The following is a 17105-nucleotide window of genomic DNA, read 5'->3' on the forward strand; positions in this document are numbered from 1 at the left end:
GCCGTGGACGCTCCAGGTGCGTCAGGGGCTCGGACCGGGGACGGAGCCGGGCGAGGGCTGCCGCGGGGCGCGGTGGCGAGACCCGTCAGGGCGAGGGGTCGGTCGTGACGTCCGCTCCGATGCCACCCAGGATCAGGTCGGCGAGCTGCACGGCGTCGAGCCTGTCACCGCCCGAGAGGTGCGGCAAGGCGTTTCCGAAGACGAGGGAGAACACGGCGCGGGCCGCGAGCCCGGGTTCTACGCGCAGCTCCGCGCCGTGAGCGGAGAGCTTGCGCTCGATCGCGCCGACGATCTCGCGCGCGGAGCGCTCGCGCGCGTCGAAGCCCGCCCGGCGGGCGTCCGGGCCGTCCCCGGCCCGCATGCGGCGTACCGCCTCGGCGCGGTCCGCGGTCGCGCGGTCGGGCACCGCGTCCCCGTTCGGGCCGGCCGCGCGCCCTGCGGAGTGACGGTGCGGGTCGAGCACCTGGTGCGCGGCGGCGAAGATCCGCATGCCGACGCGCTGCGCCTCGAGCAGGAACTCGACGATGCTCACCACGAGCGGGCGCAGACCGTCGTCGTCCGGGAGCAGGCCGATCGCCGCGACCGCGGGCGCCGGGTCGAGCGAGCGCACGACGGCGGCGTGCAGGATCTCGTCCTTGTCCGCGAACGCGCGGAACAGCGTGCCCTCCGCGACGCCCGCGGCGTCGGCGATCTGGCGCGTCGTCACGGCGGCGCCGTGCTCGACGAGCAACGGGATCGTCGCGGCTGCGATCGCGTCGCGACGCTCCTCGCGCGACAGCGGACGGGCGCGCGTGCGCTCAGGGGCAGGCACGCCGGGCGCTGCCTCGGAAGGCGCGTCGGGCGCCGCCTCGGGCGGTGCGTCGGACGGGAGGGAGACCGGTGCCACGACCTCGACGCTAACTGAGTGAGCACTCACTCTCAACCTCGTCCGCTCACGGCGAACCGCTCGCGGCCTGTGGGAGCGTGGCGCCCCTCAGGGTCCAACGGACCGGGAGGGCCGGGCGCTGCGGAACTGGCCGCGCACGACGAAGCCCCCGCACCCGGGTGGGTGCGGAGGCTGCGTCGTGCGTCCCAGCCGGGCTGCACTGCGGGTCGCGGACGCGGTACCGCGATCCGTCGGTGCTGCGGTCCGTCAGTGGCGCGGCGGGAACGACGGCGGTCCGCCCGCGGGCGGCTCGTCGGCGGGCGGCTCGTCCGTCGCCGGAGCGTCCTCCACGATCGGCTGCGGGGGCGGCGCGTACTGCGAAGCTCCGCCCAGCGGGCGCGGCGTCGCGGCACCCGGCTCCGGCGGGCCCGCGCGGTGCTCGCCGGAGCCGCCCGGGTGCTGACCGCGCTCCGTCTGCGGGTCGAACGGGAGGCCGGACCGCGTCCCCGCGCTCGTCGCGTCGGCGGTGGCCGCCTCGGCCTGCCGCCGCGCCTCCGCCAGCGCCTCCGACGGGTCGGTGAGCGACGGCACGCCGAACTTCACGCGGTCGCGCTCCCGCTCGCGGCGCGCCTCGGCGCTCGCCTCGGCCGCCTCCGCGTCCTGGGCGGGCGTCGCGCCCGGCACGCCCCCGCCGTCGATCCCCGGCACGCCGCCGAAGCCCTTGGCGATGGACCCGAGCGCGGCCGTGAACTCCGTCGGCACGACCCACAGCTTGCTGGCGCTGCCGTTCGCGATCTGCGGGAGCATCTGGAGGTACTGGTACGCGAGCAGCTTGGGGTCGGCGTCGCCCTCGTGGATGGCGTCGAACACCTGGAGGATCGCGCGCGCCTCGCCCTCCGCGGTGAGGATCTTCGACTGCGCGTCACCCTCGGCCCGGAGGATCGCCGCCTGCTTCTCACCCTCGGCCGTGAGGATCTGCGACTGCTTGACGCCCTCGGCGGTGAGGATGGCGGCTCGGCGGTCACGCTCGGCGCGCATCTGCTGCTCCATCGAGCCCTGCACGCTGGGCGGCGGGTCGATCGACTTGAGCTCGACGCGGTTGACACGGATGCCCCAGCGACCGGTCGCCTCGTCGAGGACGCCGCGGAGCTGGCCGTTGATCTGGTCACGGCTCGTGAGCGTCTGCTCGAGGTCCATCGAGCCGATGACGTTGCGGAGCGTCGTGACGGTGAGCTGCTCGATCGCGGTGATGTAGTTCGCGATCTCGTAGACCGCCGACTTGGGCTCCGTGACCTGGAAGTAGATCACCGTGTCGATGCTGACCACGAGGTTGTCCGACGTGATCACGGGCTGCGGCGGGAACGACACGACCTGCTCGCGCAGGTCGACCGAGGCGCGCACGCGGTCGATGAACGGCACCAGCAGGTGCAGGCCCGGCTCGAGCGTGCGCGAGTACCGGCCCAGGCGCTCGACGATGATCGCGACCGCCTGCGGCACGATGCGCACCGCCTTGACGAGCGCGACGATCACGAAGATCAGGATCAGCGCGAGGACGACGTACGCGAGGATCGTTCCGGGACTGGGGTCGTTCATCGACTACCTCCTGGTCGTCGGCGCGACCGGTCGCCCGGCGGCGCGTGCGGGTCGTGCCGGTCGGTCACGACCCGGTCGGGTGCTGCGCGGGCAGCGGCGCGACGACGGCCGTCGCGCCGTCGATCCGGACGACGCGCACCTCCGTCCCCACGGGGATCTGGGGGGCGTCCGGCTCGGTCCGCGCGGTCCAGACCTCGCCGACGAGCTTCACGCGACCGCCGAACTCGCTCACGCGGTCGACCGCGAGCGCCGTCCGGCCGACGTGAGCGGCGACGTTCGTCTCGGTGAGCGGGACCCTGGAGCGCAGGTGCCGCAGCAGCCACGGACGCAGCGTGAGCAGCAGGATGACGCTCACGACCGCGAACGTGACGATCTGGAGCCAGAGCGGCCCTCCGGCCGCGTTCACGCCCGCCGCGGCGAGCGAGCCGCCGGCCAGCATGATGAGCACGAGGTCGAGCGAGATGATCTCCACGAGACCGAGGAGCAGCGCCGCTCCGACCCACCACAGCCAGTCCATCTCGACCCCCGTTCCCACGTGCGCGCTTTACGTGTACTTTACCGAATTTCCGCCCGCGGTGCACGCATCCCGACGTACCTGGTCGACGACGGGTGCGTCACACCCGCGCGGCGCGCGCCATCCAGCGCCCGCCACCGTGCGCGACGAGGAGCGGCATGCCGAACGCGTCGCTGAGGTTCTCGGCCGTGAGAACCTCCTCGACCGGGCCGGCACTGTGCACCACCCCATCCTTGAGGAGGAGCAGGTGCGTGAACCCCGGCGGGATCTCCTCGACGTGGTGCGTGACGAGCACGAGCACGGGCGACGCGGGGTCGCCCGCGAGCTCGGACAGCGCGCCGACCAGCTCCTCGCGCCCGCCGAGGTCCAGGCCCGCGGCCGGCTCGTCGAGGAGCAGGAGCTCGGGGTCGGTCATGAGCGAGCGCGCGATCTGGGTGCGCTTGCGCTCGCCCTCCGAGAGGGTGCCGAACAGGCGGTCCGCCAGGTGGTCGACGCCGAACGCGGCGAGCAGGTCGCTCGCGCGCTCCGCGTCGAACTCCTCGTACTCCTCGCGCCAGCGGCCCGTGACGCCGTACGCGGCCGTCAGGACGACGTCGCGCACCGTCTCGTCGCCGGGGATCTGCTCCGCGAGCGCTGCGGACGCGAGCCCGATGCGCGGCCGGAGCTCGAAGACGTCGACGCGGCCCAGCCGCTCGCCGAGGATGTCGGCGGTGCCCGCCGTGGGGTGCATCCGCGCGGACGCGACCTGGAGGAGCGTCGTCTTGCCCGCGCCGTTGCGGCCCAGCACGACCCACCGCTCGCCCTCGTTCACCTGCCAGTCCACCGCATCGAGGATGGTCTTGGGGTGACGTCGGACGGTGACGCCCTTCAGGTCGAGAACCGCGCTCATGGTCACCGACCCTATAGGTTGGCCGTCGTGGTCTCACACTCGTCCGAAGGTCCGCACGACGCCTCCGGTCCCGGTCCCGGACCCGGCTCCGCCTCGAGCGCCGGCGCCCTCCCCCGCAGCGCGCTCCTCGCGCTCTGGCTGCGCGCGGTACGCCTCGGCGACGACGACGGTCTGGCCCGCCTGCTCCGCGCGGTGCAGCGCGACGACGAGCCGCACGTCGCGTCCGGGGCCCTGGGCGACCTCCGGCTGGAGGACCTGGCCGGCGCCTGGGCCGGCGACGCACGCGAGGTCGTGGCGCTCGCCCCGGTCCCCGGCGACGTCGCCGGCGTCCCGCCGGAGGCCGCGGCGCGCGCGACCGACGCCGGCGAGTGCGTCGTCGTCACCACGTCCTCCGGGTCGTGGGCGCTCGTGCCCGAGGTCACCGAGTTCGGCAGCGACCTCGAGCCCGGTCACCTCGTCACCTGGCACGTGTCCTCGGTCGGGCCCTGGAGCACGCGCGTGCTCGGCGCCCTCGGCACGCTCGCCGAGGCCGAGCGCGACCTGCGCACCGCCCTGCTCCTCGCGACCCGCGCCCTCGACGAGCTCGACGTCGCGCGCTGGCGCGACGACGCCGCGGGCGCCATCGCCGACCTGCGCGCGGGCGGCGCCCCGGCCTGGCAGCTCCCCGCGACCGTGCCGCCGCGCGCCGTCCAGGTGCTGACCCAGGCCGTCCGTCTGCGCGCCATCGTCGACCTCGCCACCGCCGACGACGGCGGGTCCGTCAACCTCTGGCAGGCCGACCAGCGCTCCACCGCCCTGCGCGAGGTCGACCGCGCCTCCCGCCACGCCGTCGGCGCCGCCACCCTCTGGATCGCTTCCTGACGCTCCGCGAGATCGACCCGTGCGTCGTGAGATCGACCTTCTGAGGGTCGATCTCGAACGCTGGGGTCGATCTCGCGAGGGGTGCCGTGCTCAGGCACGAGGCGTCCCGCCTGCCGGTCGCCGGGGCGCCTCACGCGGAGGTGGACGTCGGGCTGCGGGAGGTGGGTGGCGATGGCAGGAGAGAGGACGACGCGCGCATCGACCTCGGGTGCGTTGATCAAGGTGGCGCTGCGGGGCCGAAGGTGTTGCGGTCCATCCCGATAGATTGAGGGCGTGCGCGAGGAGCATCTGTTCGGTATCCACCTGTACCCGGCGACAGCGGGAGCGGACGTCGTTTCCGGGACTCGCGAGATCGGCAGCGTCCACGATGGAGAGTTCCTGGTCATGGAGGACAGCGACGGGACGACATCGGTGTGGGACGTCGCAACAGGCGAACGTTCACCGCTCAACCGCGACCGGAGGGCCACCGAGGGCTTCCTCGAGGCCTTCGCGGAGTATCTGAGCTCCGGGCCGCCTGCCCCGACACCGGTGACGATGACGGCTGGGCAGGCCGCGGAGCGTCTTCGTGCTTTCCGGGAGGGGCAGGTTCGACCTCGCGTCCTCCCGGCAGGCAAAGGGCTCTCTCACCGCACACGGCTGAGGAAGCTCCGCAAGCGGCTCCACGCGATCGATCGCACCGCGACCGGGCCGGACTCATGGTGGAGCAGCCTCATCGAAGAGGCGGAGAACGACCTGCTCTGAGGGCGCGGTAGCGGATCTGCTGCTGGGCGCCGAAGACGATCGGCTGTCCGGGCCTTCTGCGGTTGGTCCGGCCCCGGGTGGTTGGCCGCGTCAGTCGGGCAGGTTGTCGGTGACGAGGCGGGATCGGGCTTCGTAGACGCGCAGGGGGTCGGCGGTGCTGGTGGTGGTGGCGGTGCCGGTGACGTCGGTCCAGGTGGGGGTGCCGGTGATACGGAACTGCCCTGACCAGGTCGTGGTGAGCGCGATCTGGACCTGGTCGGCGGGCTGGTCGTACGTGTGCGCGACGGTGTGGTGGGGGTAGGCCGCTCCCGGGTCGGTCGTGGTGAGCGGGGCGGTGCCGTCGCCGTAGTCCCAGGTGAACGAGCGCGGAGTAGCGCGGATCTGGACCGCGATGCCGAGAAGCGTCGTTTCCAGCGTCTGCTCGGTGGGCTGCGTGTAGGTGATGGTGGGGACGTTGACCAGGGTCCACCCGTCCGGGGGCTGCACGATCACCGGGGACGGCGCGATCGTCAATGTCGCAAGCGCGCGGGCGGCTTCGTCGGCCAAGTCGGCGGGGGTGACGCACGACTGGTCCGCGATGGGCTCGCCGGTCGCAGACCACGCACCCGGCGTACCGTCGGCGCCGATCTCACGGGTCTGACGGTACAGAGCGCCGAGATAGAACGAGTCTGTCTCGCACTCGAGTTGCTCTCCCTCCACGAGCCTTTGGGAGTCTGCGCAGCCCTGCGAGAGATCAGACGTCGGGTCGTCCAGCCCGTCGAACAGGTCGCACAATCTCTGCGTCGAGCGGAAGTATCGCTCCGTCGCCGGGCCTCCGGTCCCGTCACCGGCCTCAAACGTGCCACCACCCCGCGTCGCGCGTTCCGCTTCGATATTGATCGAATCACCCTTGGACTGGCCGACGATGCCTCCGTAACCGGGGTCGGACGCATACCGCACTGCATGACTAACCGCATTTGGGACCGATGCGAGTCCCACTGCTAGTGCCACGGTCAGCGCGGCATGGGCGCGAACTCGATGGCGAATCACTGGTCTAGCTCAGCGATCGCGACGACGACCCACGCTTTGTCGTTCCTGCCCATCTCGACACGCCGTACAACGCTCTGGTCCTCCCCGGCGTGAATTTCCTCGCCTTCAGGACTCAAGATTGCGAATTCCGCCTGATTCAGGGTGACGTCAAGGGGGAAGATCCCAGTTGCTTCGTCGCGAGCGTAGAGCTCCGGCCTTTCGACGGTGGCCTCAACGCCCCCGCCTGCGAATCTGTCTCCACGTTGTTTGATCGTCCTGGCCTGAGCGACAAAGTCCGCGCACGATTGGCAAGTGGGATGAGACATGGCTTCCCACTCGGTGGTGTCGCCGGTCGCCATGACGTACGGGTACAGCTCGAGGAAGTACTCCGCCGCTGCCGCTGCGCCCTCGGCGTCGTCACGCTCCATCGCCGCGGGACGTTCCGGCTTCACCGGGCCGGTCTCGGTCGGCGTGGGCTCGGGCGTCTCCGACGGCGAGGCCACGACCGGCTCCTCGACCGTCGGCGACGGACCGGGATCGCCGCCCCCGGTGCACCCGGCGACCACCCACCCCAGGGCGACGACGGCACCCACGGCGAGCGACCGCCGTCGGGCACGGGACAGCACACGAGAACGACGCACGAGACCCCCTGCAGATCGATGCGAACCACCGCACGCCACGGCCATGAGGCGTGCGGGCTGCCAGCAACCTAGCGAAACCGCGCGCCGGGCGAAACCCGCACGTCCTGCCTTGTGGACAACCCGCCGCACGCCCCGGCGCGGCTCAGGAGCGCGACGTCACGTACGCGTCGAGGTGCGCGAGCGACGACGCCATGCCGGCGGCGTGGTCCTCCGGCGAGATGCCCGACGGCACGCCCGTGGCGCGGACGGTGACGCGCGCCCCGTCCCCAGCGGGCTCGACGGTCCAGGTCATCGTCATGGTCCCGGCGAACGCCGGGTCGTCGGACGGGAAGTCGACCTCCTGCACGACGCTCCGGCCGGGCACGAGGTCGACGATCGCGACGTCCACGACGTCCGTCCCCTCGCCCGTCTTGCCAGGATCGGCGTGCGGGTCGTCGTAGGCGAGGACCATGCGGTAGCTACCGCCGGGGCGCAGGTCGAACCGCTCGAAGCGGCCGGTCATGCCCTCGGGAGGGAGCCACGCGACGAGCGCGTCCCGGTCGACGAAGGCCTGGTAGACGTCGCTGGGCGCGGCGGCGACGAGGCGCGACGCCTCGTCGACCCGGCCGGATCCCGCGGCGGTCACGACTGCCCCAGCACCGTCCGGTAGACCTCGAGGGTGCGGTCCCCGATCGCGTCCCACGCGAAGTGGTCCTCGACGCGCTGCCGAGCGGCGCGGCCCATCGCGGCGGCGCGCTCGGGGTCGCTCACGACCTGGGTCAGCGCGGTCGCGAGGTCCGCGACGAACCGGTCGGCGTCGAGCGGGGTGCCAGTGCCGTCGTCCGCCTGGTCGATGGGCACGAGGAGGCCGGTGACGCCGTCGTCGACGACCTCCGGGATGCCGCCGGTCGCGGTCCCGACAACGGGCAGGCCGACGGCCATGGCCTCGAGGTTGACGATGCCGAGCGGCTCGTACACGGACGGGCACACGAACACCGTGGACGCGGCGAGCACGGCGACGAGCTCGGCGCGCGGGAGCATCTGCTCGATCCAGACGACGCCGCTGCGCTCGGCCTGGAGCTCGGCGACGGCGCCGCTCACCTCGGCGGCGATCTCCGGCGTGTCGGGTGCGCCGGCGCACAGCACGAGCTGGACGTCGTCGGGCAGCGAGCGCGCCGCGCGCAGCAGGTAGGGCAGGCCCTTCTGCCGCGTGATCCGGCCGACGAACACGACCGCGGGGCGGTCGGGGTCGATCCCGAGGTCGCGCACGACCCGCGCGGCGACGTCGGTCTGCGTCCCCGGCTCGGGGCGCCGCCAGCCGTCGAGGTCGATGCCGTTGTGCACCACGTGGACCTTCGCCGGGTCGACCTGGGGGTAGACCCGCAGGATGTCGTCGCGCATCCCGCCCGACACGGCGACGATCCCGGCCGCGCCCTCGTACGCGGTGCGCTCGGCCCAGGAGGACAGCGCGTACCCGCCGCCGAGCTGCTCGGCCTTCCACGGTCGCAGCGGCTCGAGCGAGTGCGCGGACAGCACGTGCGGGACGCCGTGCAGCAGCCCGGCCAGGTGGCCGCCGAGGTTGGCGTACCAGGTGTGGGAGTGGACGAGGTCGGCGCCCGCGACGTCGTCGGCCATCTGGAGGTCGACGCCGAACGTGCCGAGCGCGGCGTTCGCCCCCGAGAGCACGCCCGGGACGGAGTAGCCGGTCACGCCGTCCTCGCCGCGCGGGCCGTCGAAGCAGCGCACGCGCACGTCGACGTGGCGGCGCAGGACCGCGGACAGCTCGGCGACGTGCACGCCGGCGCCGCCGTAGACGTGCGGCGGGTACTCACGGGTCAGCAGGTCCACTCTCACGCGCCACACCGTAGCCGAGTCGCCCGCCGCGGTCCCGCGATGACCGTCGGCGGGCCCGTCTCGCTGCGGGCGCGAGGGCGCGCGCCGACGCCACGAGCGAGCGCGCGGACGCGCCGCGCCCAGGATGCGGCTCCCTGCTGCGTGGCACCGCCCCGAGGGGCTACGGTCTGGGCATGGCCGCCGCACCACGAGTCCTCGCCATCGTCCTCGCCGGGGGCGAGGGCAAGCGCCTCATGCCGCTGACCGCCTCGCGGGCCAAGCCCGCGGTGCCGTTCGGAGGCATCTACCGCCTGGTGGACTTCGCGCTGTCCAACCTCGTGAACTCGCACTACCTGCACATCATCGTGCTCACGCAGTACAAGTCGCACAGCCTCGACCGTCACATCACCAAGACGTGGCGCATGTCGTCGCTCCTCGGCAACTACGTGGCCCCGGTGCCCGCGCAGCAGCGCGTCGGCAAGCACTGGTACCTCGGCAGCGCCGACGCGATCTACCAGTGCCTCAACATCATCGACGACGAGCGGCCGGACATCGTCGTCGTGGTCGGCGCCGACCACGTGTACCGCATGGACTTCTCCCAGATGGTCGACGCGCACGTCGAGTCGGGCGCGCAGCTCACCGTCGCGGGCATCCGCCAGCCGATCTCCATGGCGGACCAGTTCGGCGTCATCGAGACCGACCCGAAGGACCCGACGAAGATCGCGGCGTTCCGCGAGAAGCCCAAGGACCCGGTCGGCCTCGCGGACTCGCCCGACGAGGTGCTCGCGTCGATGGGCAACTACGTCATCGACACCGACGCGCTCATCGACGCCGTGACGTCGGACGCGGCGAACGCGGACTCGCGCCACGACATGGGCGGCGACATCGTGCCCGCGTTCGTCGAGAAGGGCACGGCCGCGGTCTACGACTTCATCCGCAACGACGTCCCGGGCTCGACGGACCGCGACCGCGACTACTGGCGCGACGTGGGGACGATCGACTCGTACTACGACGCGAACAAGGACCTCATCGCCGTCACGCCGGTCTTCAACCTCTACAACGAGGAGTGGCCGCTGCACACGGGCTACACGGGCCTGCCGCCCGCGAAGTTCGTGCACGCGGGCCGCGGCCGCCTCGGGCACGCCGCGGACTCGATCGTCTCCCCCGGCGTGATCATCTCGGGCGCGACGGCGGTCGGCTCGGTCCTCTCCCCCGGCACCTACCTGCACTCGTGGTCGTCCGTGTCCGACTCCGTGCTCATGGACGGCGTGCAGGTGCACCGCCACGCCCAGGTCCACCGCGCGATCATCGACAAGAACGTCGTCGTGGGCGAGCAGGCACGCATCGGCCTCGATCCCGAGCAGGACCGTGCCCGCGGGTTCACGGTCACCGAGTCCGGCATCACGGTCGTCCCCAAGGGGACGGTCGTCGAGTGACGCCCCTCCCCGCCGGCGTCGTGCCCGACGCCGTCCGCGTCGCGCTGCCCGTCGACGCGCCCGCCGAGGTGCCCGGCCCGGGCACCGACGAGACCGACACCGCGAGGAGCCCCCGCGTGACCCCCGACCCCCCGAGCGGCCCCGTCCGGCTCCTCGTCATGGACGTGGACTCGACGCTCATCGAGCAGGAGGTCATCGAGCTCCTCGCCGACCACGCGGGCACGCGCGCCGAGGTCACCGAGGTGACCGAGCGCGCGATGCGCGGCGAGATCGACTTCGGCGCCTCGCTGCGCGAGCGCGTCGCGACCCTCGCCGGCGTGCCCGTCGAGGCGTTCGCCGACGTCCGGGCGCGCGCGACGTTCACGCCGGGCGTGCGCGAGCTCGTCGCCGAGGCGCACCGCCGCGGGTGGGAGGTCGGTCTCGTGTCGGGCGGCTTCGAGGAGATCGTCGCGGACCTCGCGGCCGAGCTGGGGATCACCCGCTTCCGCGCGAACCGGCTCGAGGTCTCCGACGGCCGGCTCACCGGTCGCACGACGGGCCCGGTGGTGGATCGCGCCGCGAAGGAGGTCGCGTTGCGCGAGTTCGCGGCCGAGCTCGGCCTGCCGATGAGCGCGACGATCGCCGTGGGCGACGGCGCGAACGACCTCGACATGATCGGCGCCGCGGGCATCGGCGTCGCGTTCGCCGCGAAGCCGGTCGTCCGGGCCCAGGCGCCCTACGGCGTCGACGGGCCGCGCATCGACGCCGTCCTCGACGTCGTCGACCGGGTGGACGCCACCCGCTGAGGCGCGCCCCGCACGCGAGAGAGCCCTGGTCCGCACGGACCAGGGCTCTCTCGTGTCACGAGCAGGACGGGACCGTCAGGACGGGCGACCCACGTAGGTGAGCAGGGCCCCGCGAGGCACCCAGGAGTCCCAGGCCGTCGCGGACTCCAGGACGGAGTACGTCGCGGTCGGCACGCCGACGCGCACCTGGGCGAGCGCCCCGCCGTCGGAGGACGGGTCGGCCAGGTGCGACGCCGTCGCCGCCATCGTGGGCTCGTGCCCGACGACGAGCAGCGTGCGCACGCGCGAGTCCGTCGACCGGACGAGGTCCAGCACGTCGGTCACGTCGGCCGCGTAGAGGTCGTCGCTCACGACGACGTCGGGGTCGACGTCGCCCAGGTGCGCGGACAGGAGCTCCCAGGTCTGACGCGTGCGGAGCGCCGACGAGCACAGCACGCGCTCGGGGACGAGCCCCGTCTCGCGCAGCGCGCCGCCGACGCGCACCGCCTGCCGGCGGCCGTTGAGGGCGAGGGGGCGCAGCACGTCGTCGACGCTCCCGCCGCCGGGTTCCGCCTTCGCGTGGCGCAGGAGGACGAGACGGCGCACGCCGCCGTCGGTGGTCTCCGCGCCCATGCGCTCCTCCTGAGTCACTGCCCCATGGCGTGCACGCCGCCGTCGACGTGCACGATCTCACCGGTCGTCGCCGGGAACCAGTCGGACAGGAGCGCCACGACCGCGCGCGCGGCGGGCTCCGCCGTCGTCTGGTCCCAGCCGAGGGGCGCGCGCTTGGGCCAGCCGTCCTCCATCTGCTCGAAGCCGGGGATGGACTTGGCGGCCGTCGTGCGGATCGGGCCCGCGGAGACGAGGTTGGCACGGATGCCGTCCGGGCCGAGGTCGCGCGCGAGGTAACGGTTCGCGGACTCGAGGCCGGCCTTCGCCACGCCCATCCAGTCGTAGACCGGCCACGCGAACTGCGCGTCGAACGTGAGACCCACGACGGCCCCGCCGTCGGTCATGAGCGGCTTCGCGGCGACCGCGAGCGACTTGTAGGAGAACGTCGAGACCTGGAGCGCGGTGGCCACGTCCTCCCAGGTGCCGGAGAGGAAGTTGCCGCCCATGACGCTCTGCGGGGCGAAGCCGATCGAGTGCACGACGCCGTCGAGGCGGTCCGTGTGCTCGCGGAGGGCGTCGGCCAGGCCGGCGAGGTCGTCGTCGTTCGTCACGTCGAGCTGCACGACGGGCGCCTCGACGGGCAGGCGCTTGGCGAAGGCCTGCGTGAGCTTCATCTGGCGGCCGAACGAGGAGAGCACGACCTCGGCCCCCTCCTCCTGCGCGAGACGCGCCGCGTGGAACGCGATCGAGGAGTCGGTGAGCACTCCGGTGATCAGGAGCTTCTTGCGGTCGAGCAGACCCATCGGTTTCCTTCCGTCGTGCACCCGCCGTGCGGGCGCGCTGAGGCTGAGCGTACTGAAAGAGAGGGGGCGCGGGCGCGCCGATGACCGTGCCCGTGACGAGGCCCACGTGCGGGCCGTGTCGCAGGTCCGCTCAGTGACCCATGCCGAGGCCGCCGTCCACGGGGATGACGGCCCCGGTGACGTACGCGGCGTCGTCGGACGCGAGGAACTGCACGACACCGGCGACCTCGTCGGCCTGCGCGAAGCGCCCGGCGGGGATCGCGGCCTTGTACGCGGCCTGGCGCTCCTCGGGGAGCTCGGCGGTCATCGCGGTGTCGATGAACCCGGGCGCCACGACGTTCGCCGTGATGTTGCGCGACCCGAGCTCGCGCGTGATCGAGCGCGCCATGCCGACGAGCGCGGCCTTGGAGGACGCGTAGTTGACCTGGCCGGCGCCCCCGTAGAGGCCGATCACGGACGACACGAGCACGATGCGGCCGCGGCGCAGGCGGATCATGCCCTTGCTCACCCGACGCACGCAGCGGAACGTGCCGGTCAGGTTGACGTCGATCACGGACTCGAAGTCCTCGTCGGTCATGCGCAGCAGGAGCTGGTCGTGCGTCACGCCCGCGTTCGCGACGAGCACCTCGACCGGCCCGAGCTCGTTCTCGATCTCGGTGAACGCGGCGTCGACCGCGGCGGTGTCGGTGATGTCCGCCACGGCGCCGAACACGCCCTCGGGCAGGTCGCCGCCGCGGTAGACGGTCGCGACGCGGTCGCCGTTCGCGACGAACCGCTCGGCGATCGCACGGCCGATCCCCCGGTTCGCGCCGGTGACGACGACGGTGCGCGGGGCGGGTGCGGGGGCTTCGGACACGGTGCGGCTCCTCGGGACGGTCGGGTCGGTCGGCGGGCCGGGGACGGGTCCCGCACGGCCGGTGCCGGGTAGGCCCGTTCGGGGCTCGTGACGGAGCCGCGCGATCGCGCCGCACCGACCGTACCCTGCACCGAGGCCGCCGTGCGCGGTGCGGCAGGGTCACAGCGCTCCCCCACACTTTGTGGGGTCCCGACAAACGTAGACTGGACGCGTGAGCACACGTCGCACGGCCCGCAGGTCGGCCGAGACGGTCCCGAGCATCACGTCGGCACCGGAACCGCTCGCCGCGGACCAGGCGCGCCGGGAGCGCAAGTACCTCATCCAGATGGGGATCCGCATCGTCTGCTTCGTGGCCGCGATCCTCGTCGCCCCGAGCTGGTTGACCTGGGTGTTCGCCGCCGCGGCGATCGTCCTGCCGTACAGCGCGGTGCTCATCGCGAACGCCGGCCGCGACCAGGCCCAGTACGACACCTCGCCGATGGAGCACCGCGCGCTGCCCGCCGCCGGGGTGCCGGGATCCCACGGGATCGCCGGCGGAGAGTCGCCCGACCCGCAGGACCACGAGGAGGACCACCGGTGACCGACGTCCTGGGCCTCGCCGACCCCGTCGGCGAGGAGGAGCTGGTGTGCAGCGCCAAGGGCTGCCGCGAGGCGGCCGTCTGGGGCCTGCTGTGGAACAACCCCAAGATCCACACGCCCGAGCGACGCAAGGTCTGGCTCGCGTGCGACGCGCACCGCGAGCACCTGGAGACGTTCCTCGGCGCCCGCTCGTTCTGGCGCTCGACTGTGCCCGTCGACGAGCTCGAGCGCCGGGCGGCCCCGTGACGCAGACCGCGCCGTCGAGCCCGGCGCCGGGCGCCCCAACAGGCCCGACGCCGGAGCGCGCCACCGCGGACGCGCACCAGCCGCGCACGCCGCGGCAGTGGGTCACCCTCGCGGTCGGGGTCCTCGTCCTCGTCGCGCTGTGCCTCGTGGCGGGACGCTGGCAGTGGAACCGCTACGTCGCGCGCGAGGCGGAGATCGAGCGCATCGAGACGAACTACGCGTCCGAGCCCGTCCCGGTCGACGCGGTCCTGGACCGTCCCGGTGCCACGCTGGACGAGGACGACCTCTGGCGCCCCGTGACGCTCGTCGGCCGCTACGAGACCGACGCGACCGTGCTCCTGCGCAACCGCCCCGTGGGCGGCAGCCCCGGCTTCCACGTGCTCGTCCCGTTCGTGACGAACCCCACGTCCTCCGCGCCCGACGGTCTCGTCGTGGTCGTCGACCGCGGTTTCGTCCCGCTCGGCAGCGACGCCGTCACGCCGGGCGACGTCCCGGCGCCCCCGGGGGGCGAGGTCGAGGCGACCGTGACGCTCCGGGGCGACGAGCCGCCGTCGGGCCGCGACGCTCCCGACGGGCAGGTCCAGGCGATCTCCACCGACCAGGTGCTCACTGCCGGGCCCGACGGCGCCACCTGGGCCGAGGGCCGGACGGTCGGCGCGTACGGGCAGCTCCGCACGGAGGTGCCGCCGGCCGACGAGCCGCTCGAGGCCCTGCCCAAGCCCGACACCGACCCCGGGTCGCACCTGTCGTACGCGTTCCAGTGGGCGGTGTTCGCGATCGGCGCGGTCGCCGGCTTCTGGCTCCTGGTCCGCCGTGACCGGCGCGACGCGCGCGGCGAGGAGACGACGCTCACCGCGGGCGACCTGCTCGCCGCCCAGGACCCGGATGCCGCCCGGGCGCGCCGTGAGCCGCGGTCCCGCCGGCCGAGCGCCGAGGACGAGGAGGACGCCCTCATCGACGCCCAGCTGGGCTCGCACCCCGGGCCGCCGACCGGTCGGGCCGACGAGACGAGCTCCGAGCGCGACCTGCAGCGCGAGCGCCCGCCGCTGCGGTAGCCGTACTCGCGCGCCGCCAGGGTCGCGGGTCCACCGAACGGTGGAGGCGCACGTCCACCTCGGCGGCGCCGAGACGGTCGATGTGGCCCGGTGACCGGCGACCGTAGCGTCGCCGCATGACCGCTCTGGAAGTCCGCAACCTGCACAAACGCTACGGGCACCGCGTCGTCGTCGACGACGTGTCCCTGACCGTCGAGGACGGCGAGATCTTCGGCATCATCGGGCCGAACGGCGCCGGGAAGACGACGACCGTGGAGTGCGTCGCCGGCCTGCGCACGCCCGACTCCGGGTCTATCTCGGTGCTGGGTCTCGACCCGACGACGGACCGTGCCGAGGTGCGGGAGCGGCTGGGCGTGCAGCTTCAGGAGAGCAGCTTCCCCGACGCGATCACGGTCTCCGAGGCGCTCGACCTCTACGGCTCGTTCTACCGGGACCCCGTCGACTGGCGCGAGCTCATGGAGCTCCTCGTCCTCACCGAGAAGCGCGACACGCGGTACAAGGCCCTGTCCGGCGGGCAGAAGCAGCGGCTGTCGATCGCGCTCGCGCTCGTCGGAGGCCCGAGGGTCGCGATCCTCGACGAGCTCACGACGGGACTGGACCCGCAGGCGAGGCGCGACACCTGGAGCCTCGTCGAGCGCGTCCGGGACACGGGCGTCACGATCGTCCTCGTCACGCACTTCATGGACGAGGCCGAGCGCCTCTGCGACCGGATCGCCGTCGTCAGCGGTGGGCGGGTCGCGGCGGTGGACACGCCCGCCGGCCTGGTCGCGCAGGCGAACGCGGCGCAGCAGGTCCGGTTCCGCGTGAGCCAGCCGCTGGACAGGAGCGTCCTGACCGGGCTTCCCGAGGTGACCGACGTCGAGAATACCGCGGACCGCTGGCGGGTCACGGGCCGCGGGCAGCTCCTGAGCAGCGTCGCCGGGGCTCTCGCCCGGGCGCACGTCGTGGCGGAGGACCTGCGCGTCGACCAGCGCACCCTCGACGACGCGTTCGTCGCCCTGACGGGGCGACCCCCAGGGTCCGGGGACGCCTCCGCGCGGAGGGCCGGCTGATGCCCGCGCTCCGGAAGCTGGTCCGGGTCGAGACGCGGCTCTTCCTCCGGGACTCCACGACCGTCGTCTTCGGCGTGCTGTTCCCGACGGCGCTCCTGCTCGGCCTCGGCACGATCCCGGCGCTCAGGGAACCGACGCCGGAGACCGGCGGTCTCCGGCCCCTCGACGTCTGGGCTCCGACCGCGCTGGTGTTCGGGATGGTGATGATCGCGGTGCAGCACGTCCCGGCGGTCATCGCGACGTACCGGGAGCGCGGCATCCTGCGCCGGCTGTCGACCACCCCCGCGCACCCGCGGAGCGTCCTGCTCGCGCAGGTGATCGTCGCGTTCGCCTCCGTGGTGGTCTCCGCGGCGCTCCTGGTCCTCGCCGCGTGGGCGGTCCTGGGCATCGCCCCGCCGGAGCGACCCCTGGAGTTCCTCGTCGCGTTCGTCGTCGGGTACGCGGCGCTGCTCGGGGTCGGCCTGGTCTTCGCGGCGGTGGTCCGCACGAGCAGCGCGGCGAACCAGGTCGGCACCCTCCTGTTCGTCGCGCTGATGTTCTTCGGCGGGGCGTTCCTGCCCCGCGTCCTCATGCCCGACCTGCTGCGCGCGGTCGGCGACGTGGTCCCACCGGGGCTGCAGGCCCTGACCACGGCGTGGTCCGCCGACGCGGGCGCGCTCACCGCCACGGCCGGCGGGCAGCCGTTCTGGCTGCAGATGGCCATAATGGCGGGCATCGCGCTGGTCGCGGGCGCGGTCGCCGCGAAGCTCTTCCGCTGGGAGTAGGACCGGGAGCCGGA

20 protein-coding genes are annotated in these 17105 nt (G+C 73.3%); 9 read left to right on the forward strand and 11 right to left on the reverse strand.

All coding sequences use genetic code 11. From position 1 onward, the window contains the following. Positions 1-85 precede the first annotated feature (85 nt). The 4 genes from A0J59_RS21960 to A0J59_RS09580 form a co-directional block, all read right to left on the reverse strand. The gene (locus A0J59_RS21960; protein ID WP_255365118.1) at positions 86-811 is read right to left on the reverse strand and encodes a TetR/AcrR family transcriptional regulator; all 726 of its coding nucleotides are present in this window, start codon (positions 809-811) and stop codon (positions 86-88) included. Positions 812-1132: 321 nt separating this feature from the next. After that, a complete protein-coding gene (locus A0J59_RS09570; protein ID WP_047233134.1) occupies positions 1133-2458 on the reverse strand; it encodes an SPFH domain-containing protein in 1326 nt (441 codons plus the stop codon). 64 nt (positions 2459-2522) lie between these two features. Further along, positions 2523-2993 (reverse strand): NfeD family protein, encoded by a 471-nt coding sequence (locus A0J59_RS09575; protein WP_308463674.1) that lies wholly within the window; start codon positions 2991-2993, stop codon positions 2523-2525. 79 nt (positions 2994-3072) lie between these two features. Beyond that, a complete protein-coding gene (locus tag A0J59_RS09580) occupies positions 3073-3861 on the reverse strand; it encodes an ABC transporter ATP-binding protein (RefSeq protein WP_047233136.1) in 789 nt (262 codons plus the stop codon). A gap of 27 nt (positions 3862-3888) precedes the next feature. Here A0J59_RS09580 and A0J59_RS09585 point away from each other — a divergent pair, with 27 nt between their 5' ends. Together A0J59_RS09585 and A0J59_RS09595 are read left to right on the forward strand one after the other, a co-directional pair. Continuing rightward, positions 3889-4722 carry a hypothetical protein gene (locus tag A0J59_RS09585; protein ID WP_255365119.1) on the forward strand — a complete coding sequence of 278 codons (834 nt, stop codon included), beginning with the start codon at positions 3889-3891 and terminating at the stop codon, positions 4720-4722. 273 nt (positions 4723-4995) lie between these two features. Next, positions 4996-5463, forward strand: coding sequence for a hypothetical protein (locus A0J59_RS09595; RefSeq protein WP_064315961.1), 468 nt, complete (start codon positions 4996-4998; stop codon positions 5461-5463). 90 nt (positions 5464-5553) lie between these two features. On the opposite strand, the gene A0J59_RS21175 is transcribed toward A0J59_RS09595, so the two are convergent. The 4 genes from A0J59_RS21175 to glgA form a co-directional block, all read right to left on the reverse strand. Further along, positions 5554-6402 carry a hypothetical protein gene (locus tag A0J59_RS21175; RefSeq protein ID WP_082918889.1) on the reverse strand — a complete coding sequence of 283 codons (849 nt, stop codon included), beginning with the start codon at positions 6400-6402 and terminating at the stop codon, positions 5554-5556. 86 nt (positions 6403-6488) lie between these two features. Beyond that, complete coding sequence (locus tag A0J59_RS09605; RefSeq protein WP_064315962.1) at positions 6489-7064, reverse strand: DUF6318 family protein; 576 nt, start codon at positions 7062-7064, stop codon at positions 6489-6491. A 190-nt stretch (positions 7065-7254) separates the two neighbouring features. Next, the gene (locus tag A0J59_RS09610) at positions 7255-7737 is read right to left on the reverse strand and encodes an SRPBCC family protein (RefSeq protein ID WP_064315963.1); all 483 of its coding nucleotides are present in this window, start codon (positions 7735-7737) and stop codon (positions 7255-7257) included. After that, on the reverse strand, positions 7734-8945 hold the full coding sequence (glgA, locus tag A0J59_RS09615; RefSeq protein ID WP_064315999.1) for a glycogen synthase: 1212 nt from the start codon (positions 8943-8945) through the stop codon (positions 7734-7736). Before glgA ends, A0J59_RS09610 begins: the two co-directional genes overlap by 4 nt. Positions 8946-9118: 173 nt before the next feature. Here glgA and glgC point away from each other — a divergent pair, with 173 nt between their 5' ends. Together glgC and serB are read left to right on the forward strand one after the other, a co-directional pair. Beyond that, on the forward strand, positions 9119-10360 hold the full coding sequence (glgC, locus tag A0J59_RS09620) for a glucose-1-phosphate adenylyltransferase (RefSeq protein WP_047233139.1): 1242 nt from the start codon (positions 9119-9121) through the stop codon (positions 10358-10360). Positions 10361-10476: 116 nt separating this feature from the next. Continuing rightward, positions 10477-11145 (forward strand): phosphoserine phosphatase SerB, encoded by a 669-nt coding sequence (gene serB / locus A0J59_RS09625; RefSeq protein ID WP_255365124.1) that lies wholly within the window; start codon positions 10477-10479, stop codon positions 11143-11145. A gap of 75 nt (positions 11146-11220) precedes the next feature. Here the strand turns inward: serB and A0J59_RS09630 are convergent, their stop codons facing one another. From A0J59_RS09630 to fabG, 3 genes are all read right to left on the reverse strand, one after another. Next, a complete protein-coding gene (locus A0J59_RS09630) occupies positions 11221-11757 on the reverse strand; it encodes a histidine phosphatase family protein (protein WP_047233140.1) in 537 nt (178 codons plus the stop codon). A gap of 14 nt (positions 11758-11771) precedes the next feature. Next, positions 11772-12539, reverse strand: coding sequence for an enoyl-ACP reductase FabI (fabI, locus tag A0J59_RS09635; RefSeq protein WP_064315964.1), 768 nt, complete (start codon positions 12537-12539; stop codon positions 11772-11774). Between the two features lie 130 nt (positions 12540-12669). Beyond that, complete coding sequence (gene fabG / locus A0J59_RS09640; RefSeq protein ID WP_064315965.1) at positions 12670-13395, reverse strand: 3-oxoacyl-ACP reductase FabG; 726 nt, start codon at positions 13393-13395, stop codon at positions 12670-12672. 211 nt (positions 13396-13606) lie between these two features. Here fabG and A0J59_RS09645 point away from each other — a divergent pair, with 211 nt between their 5' ends. The 5 genes from A0J59_RS09645 (at position 13607) to A0J59_RS09665 (ending at position 17091) form a co-directional block, all read left to right on the forward strand. After that, a complete protein-coding gene (locus A0J59_RS09645; protein WP_064315966.1) occupies positions 13607-13975 on the forward strand; it encodes a DUF3099 domain-containing protein in 369 nt (122 codons plus the stop codon). Beyond that, a complete protein-coding gene (locus A0J59_RS09650; protein ID WP_064315967.1) occupies positions 13972-14220 on the forward strand; it encodes a hypothetical protein in 249 nt (82 codons plus the stop codon). Before A0J59_RS09645 ends, A0J59_RS09650 begins: the two co-directional genes overlap by 4 nt. Continuing rightward, positions 14217-15275 carry an SURF1 family protein gene (locus A0J59_RS09655; protein ID WP_064315968.1) on the forward strand — a complete coding sequence of 353 codons (1059 nt, stop codon included), beginning with the start codon at positions 14217-14219 and terminating at the stop codon, positions 15273-15275. The genes A0J59_RS09650 and A0J59_RS09655 overlap by 4 nt, the downstream gene beginning before the upstream one ends. Positions 15276-15391: 116 nt before the next feature. After that, on the forward strand, positions 15392-16327 hold the full coding sequence (locus A0J59_RS09660; protein WP_064315969.1) for an ABC transporter ATP-binding protein: 936 nt from the start codon (positions 15392-15394) through the stop codon (positions 16325-16327). Next, positions 16327-17091 carry an ABC transporter permease gene (locus A0J59_RS09665; RefSeq protein WP_064315970.1) on the forward strand — a complete coding sequence of 255 codons (765 nt, stop codon included), beginning with the start codon at positions 16327-16329 and terminating at the stop codon, positions 17089-17091. The genes A0J59_RS09660 and A0J59_RS09665 overlap by 1 nt, the downstream gene beginning before the upstream one ends. The last annotated feature ends 14 nt before the right edge of the window (positions 17092-17105 follow it).

It is taken from the genome of Cellulosimicrobium sp. I38E, from assembly GCF_001647255.1.
Classification (GTDB): domain Bacteria; phylum Actinomycetota; class Actinomycetes; order Actinomycetales; family Cellulomonadaceae; genus Cellulosimicrobium; species Cellulosimicrobium cellulans_E.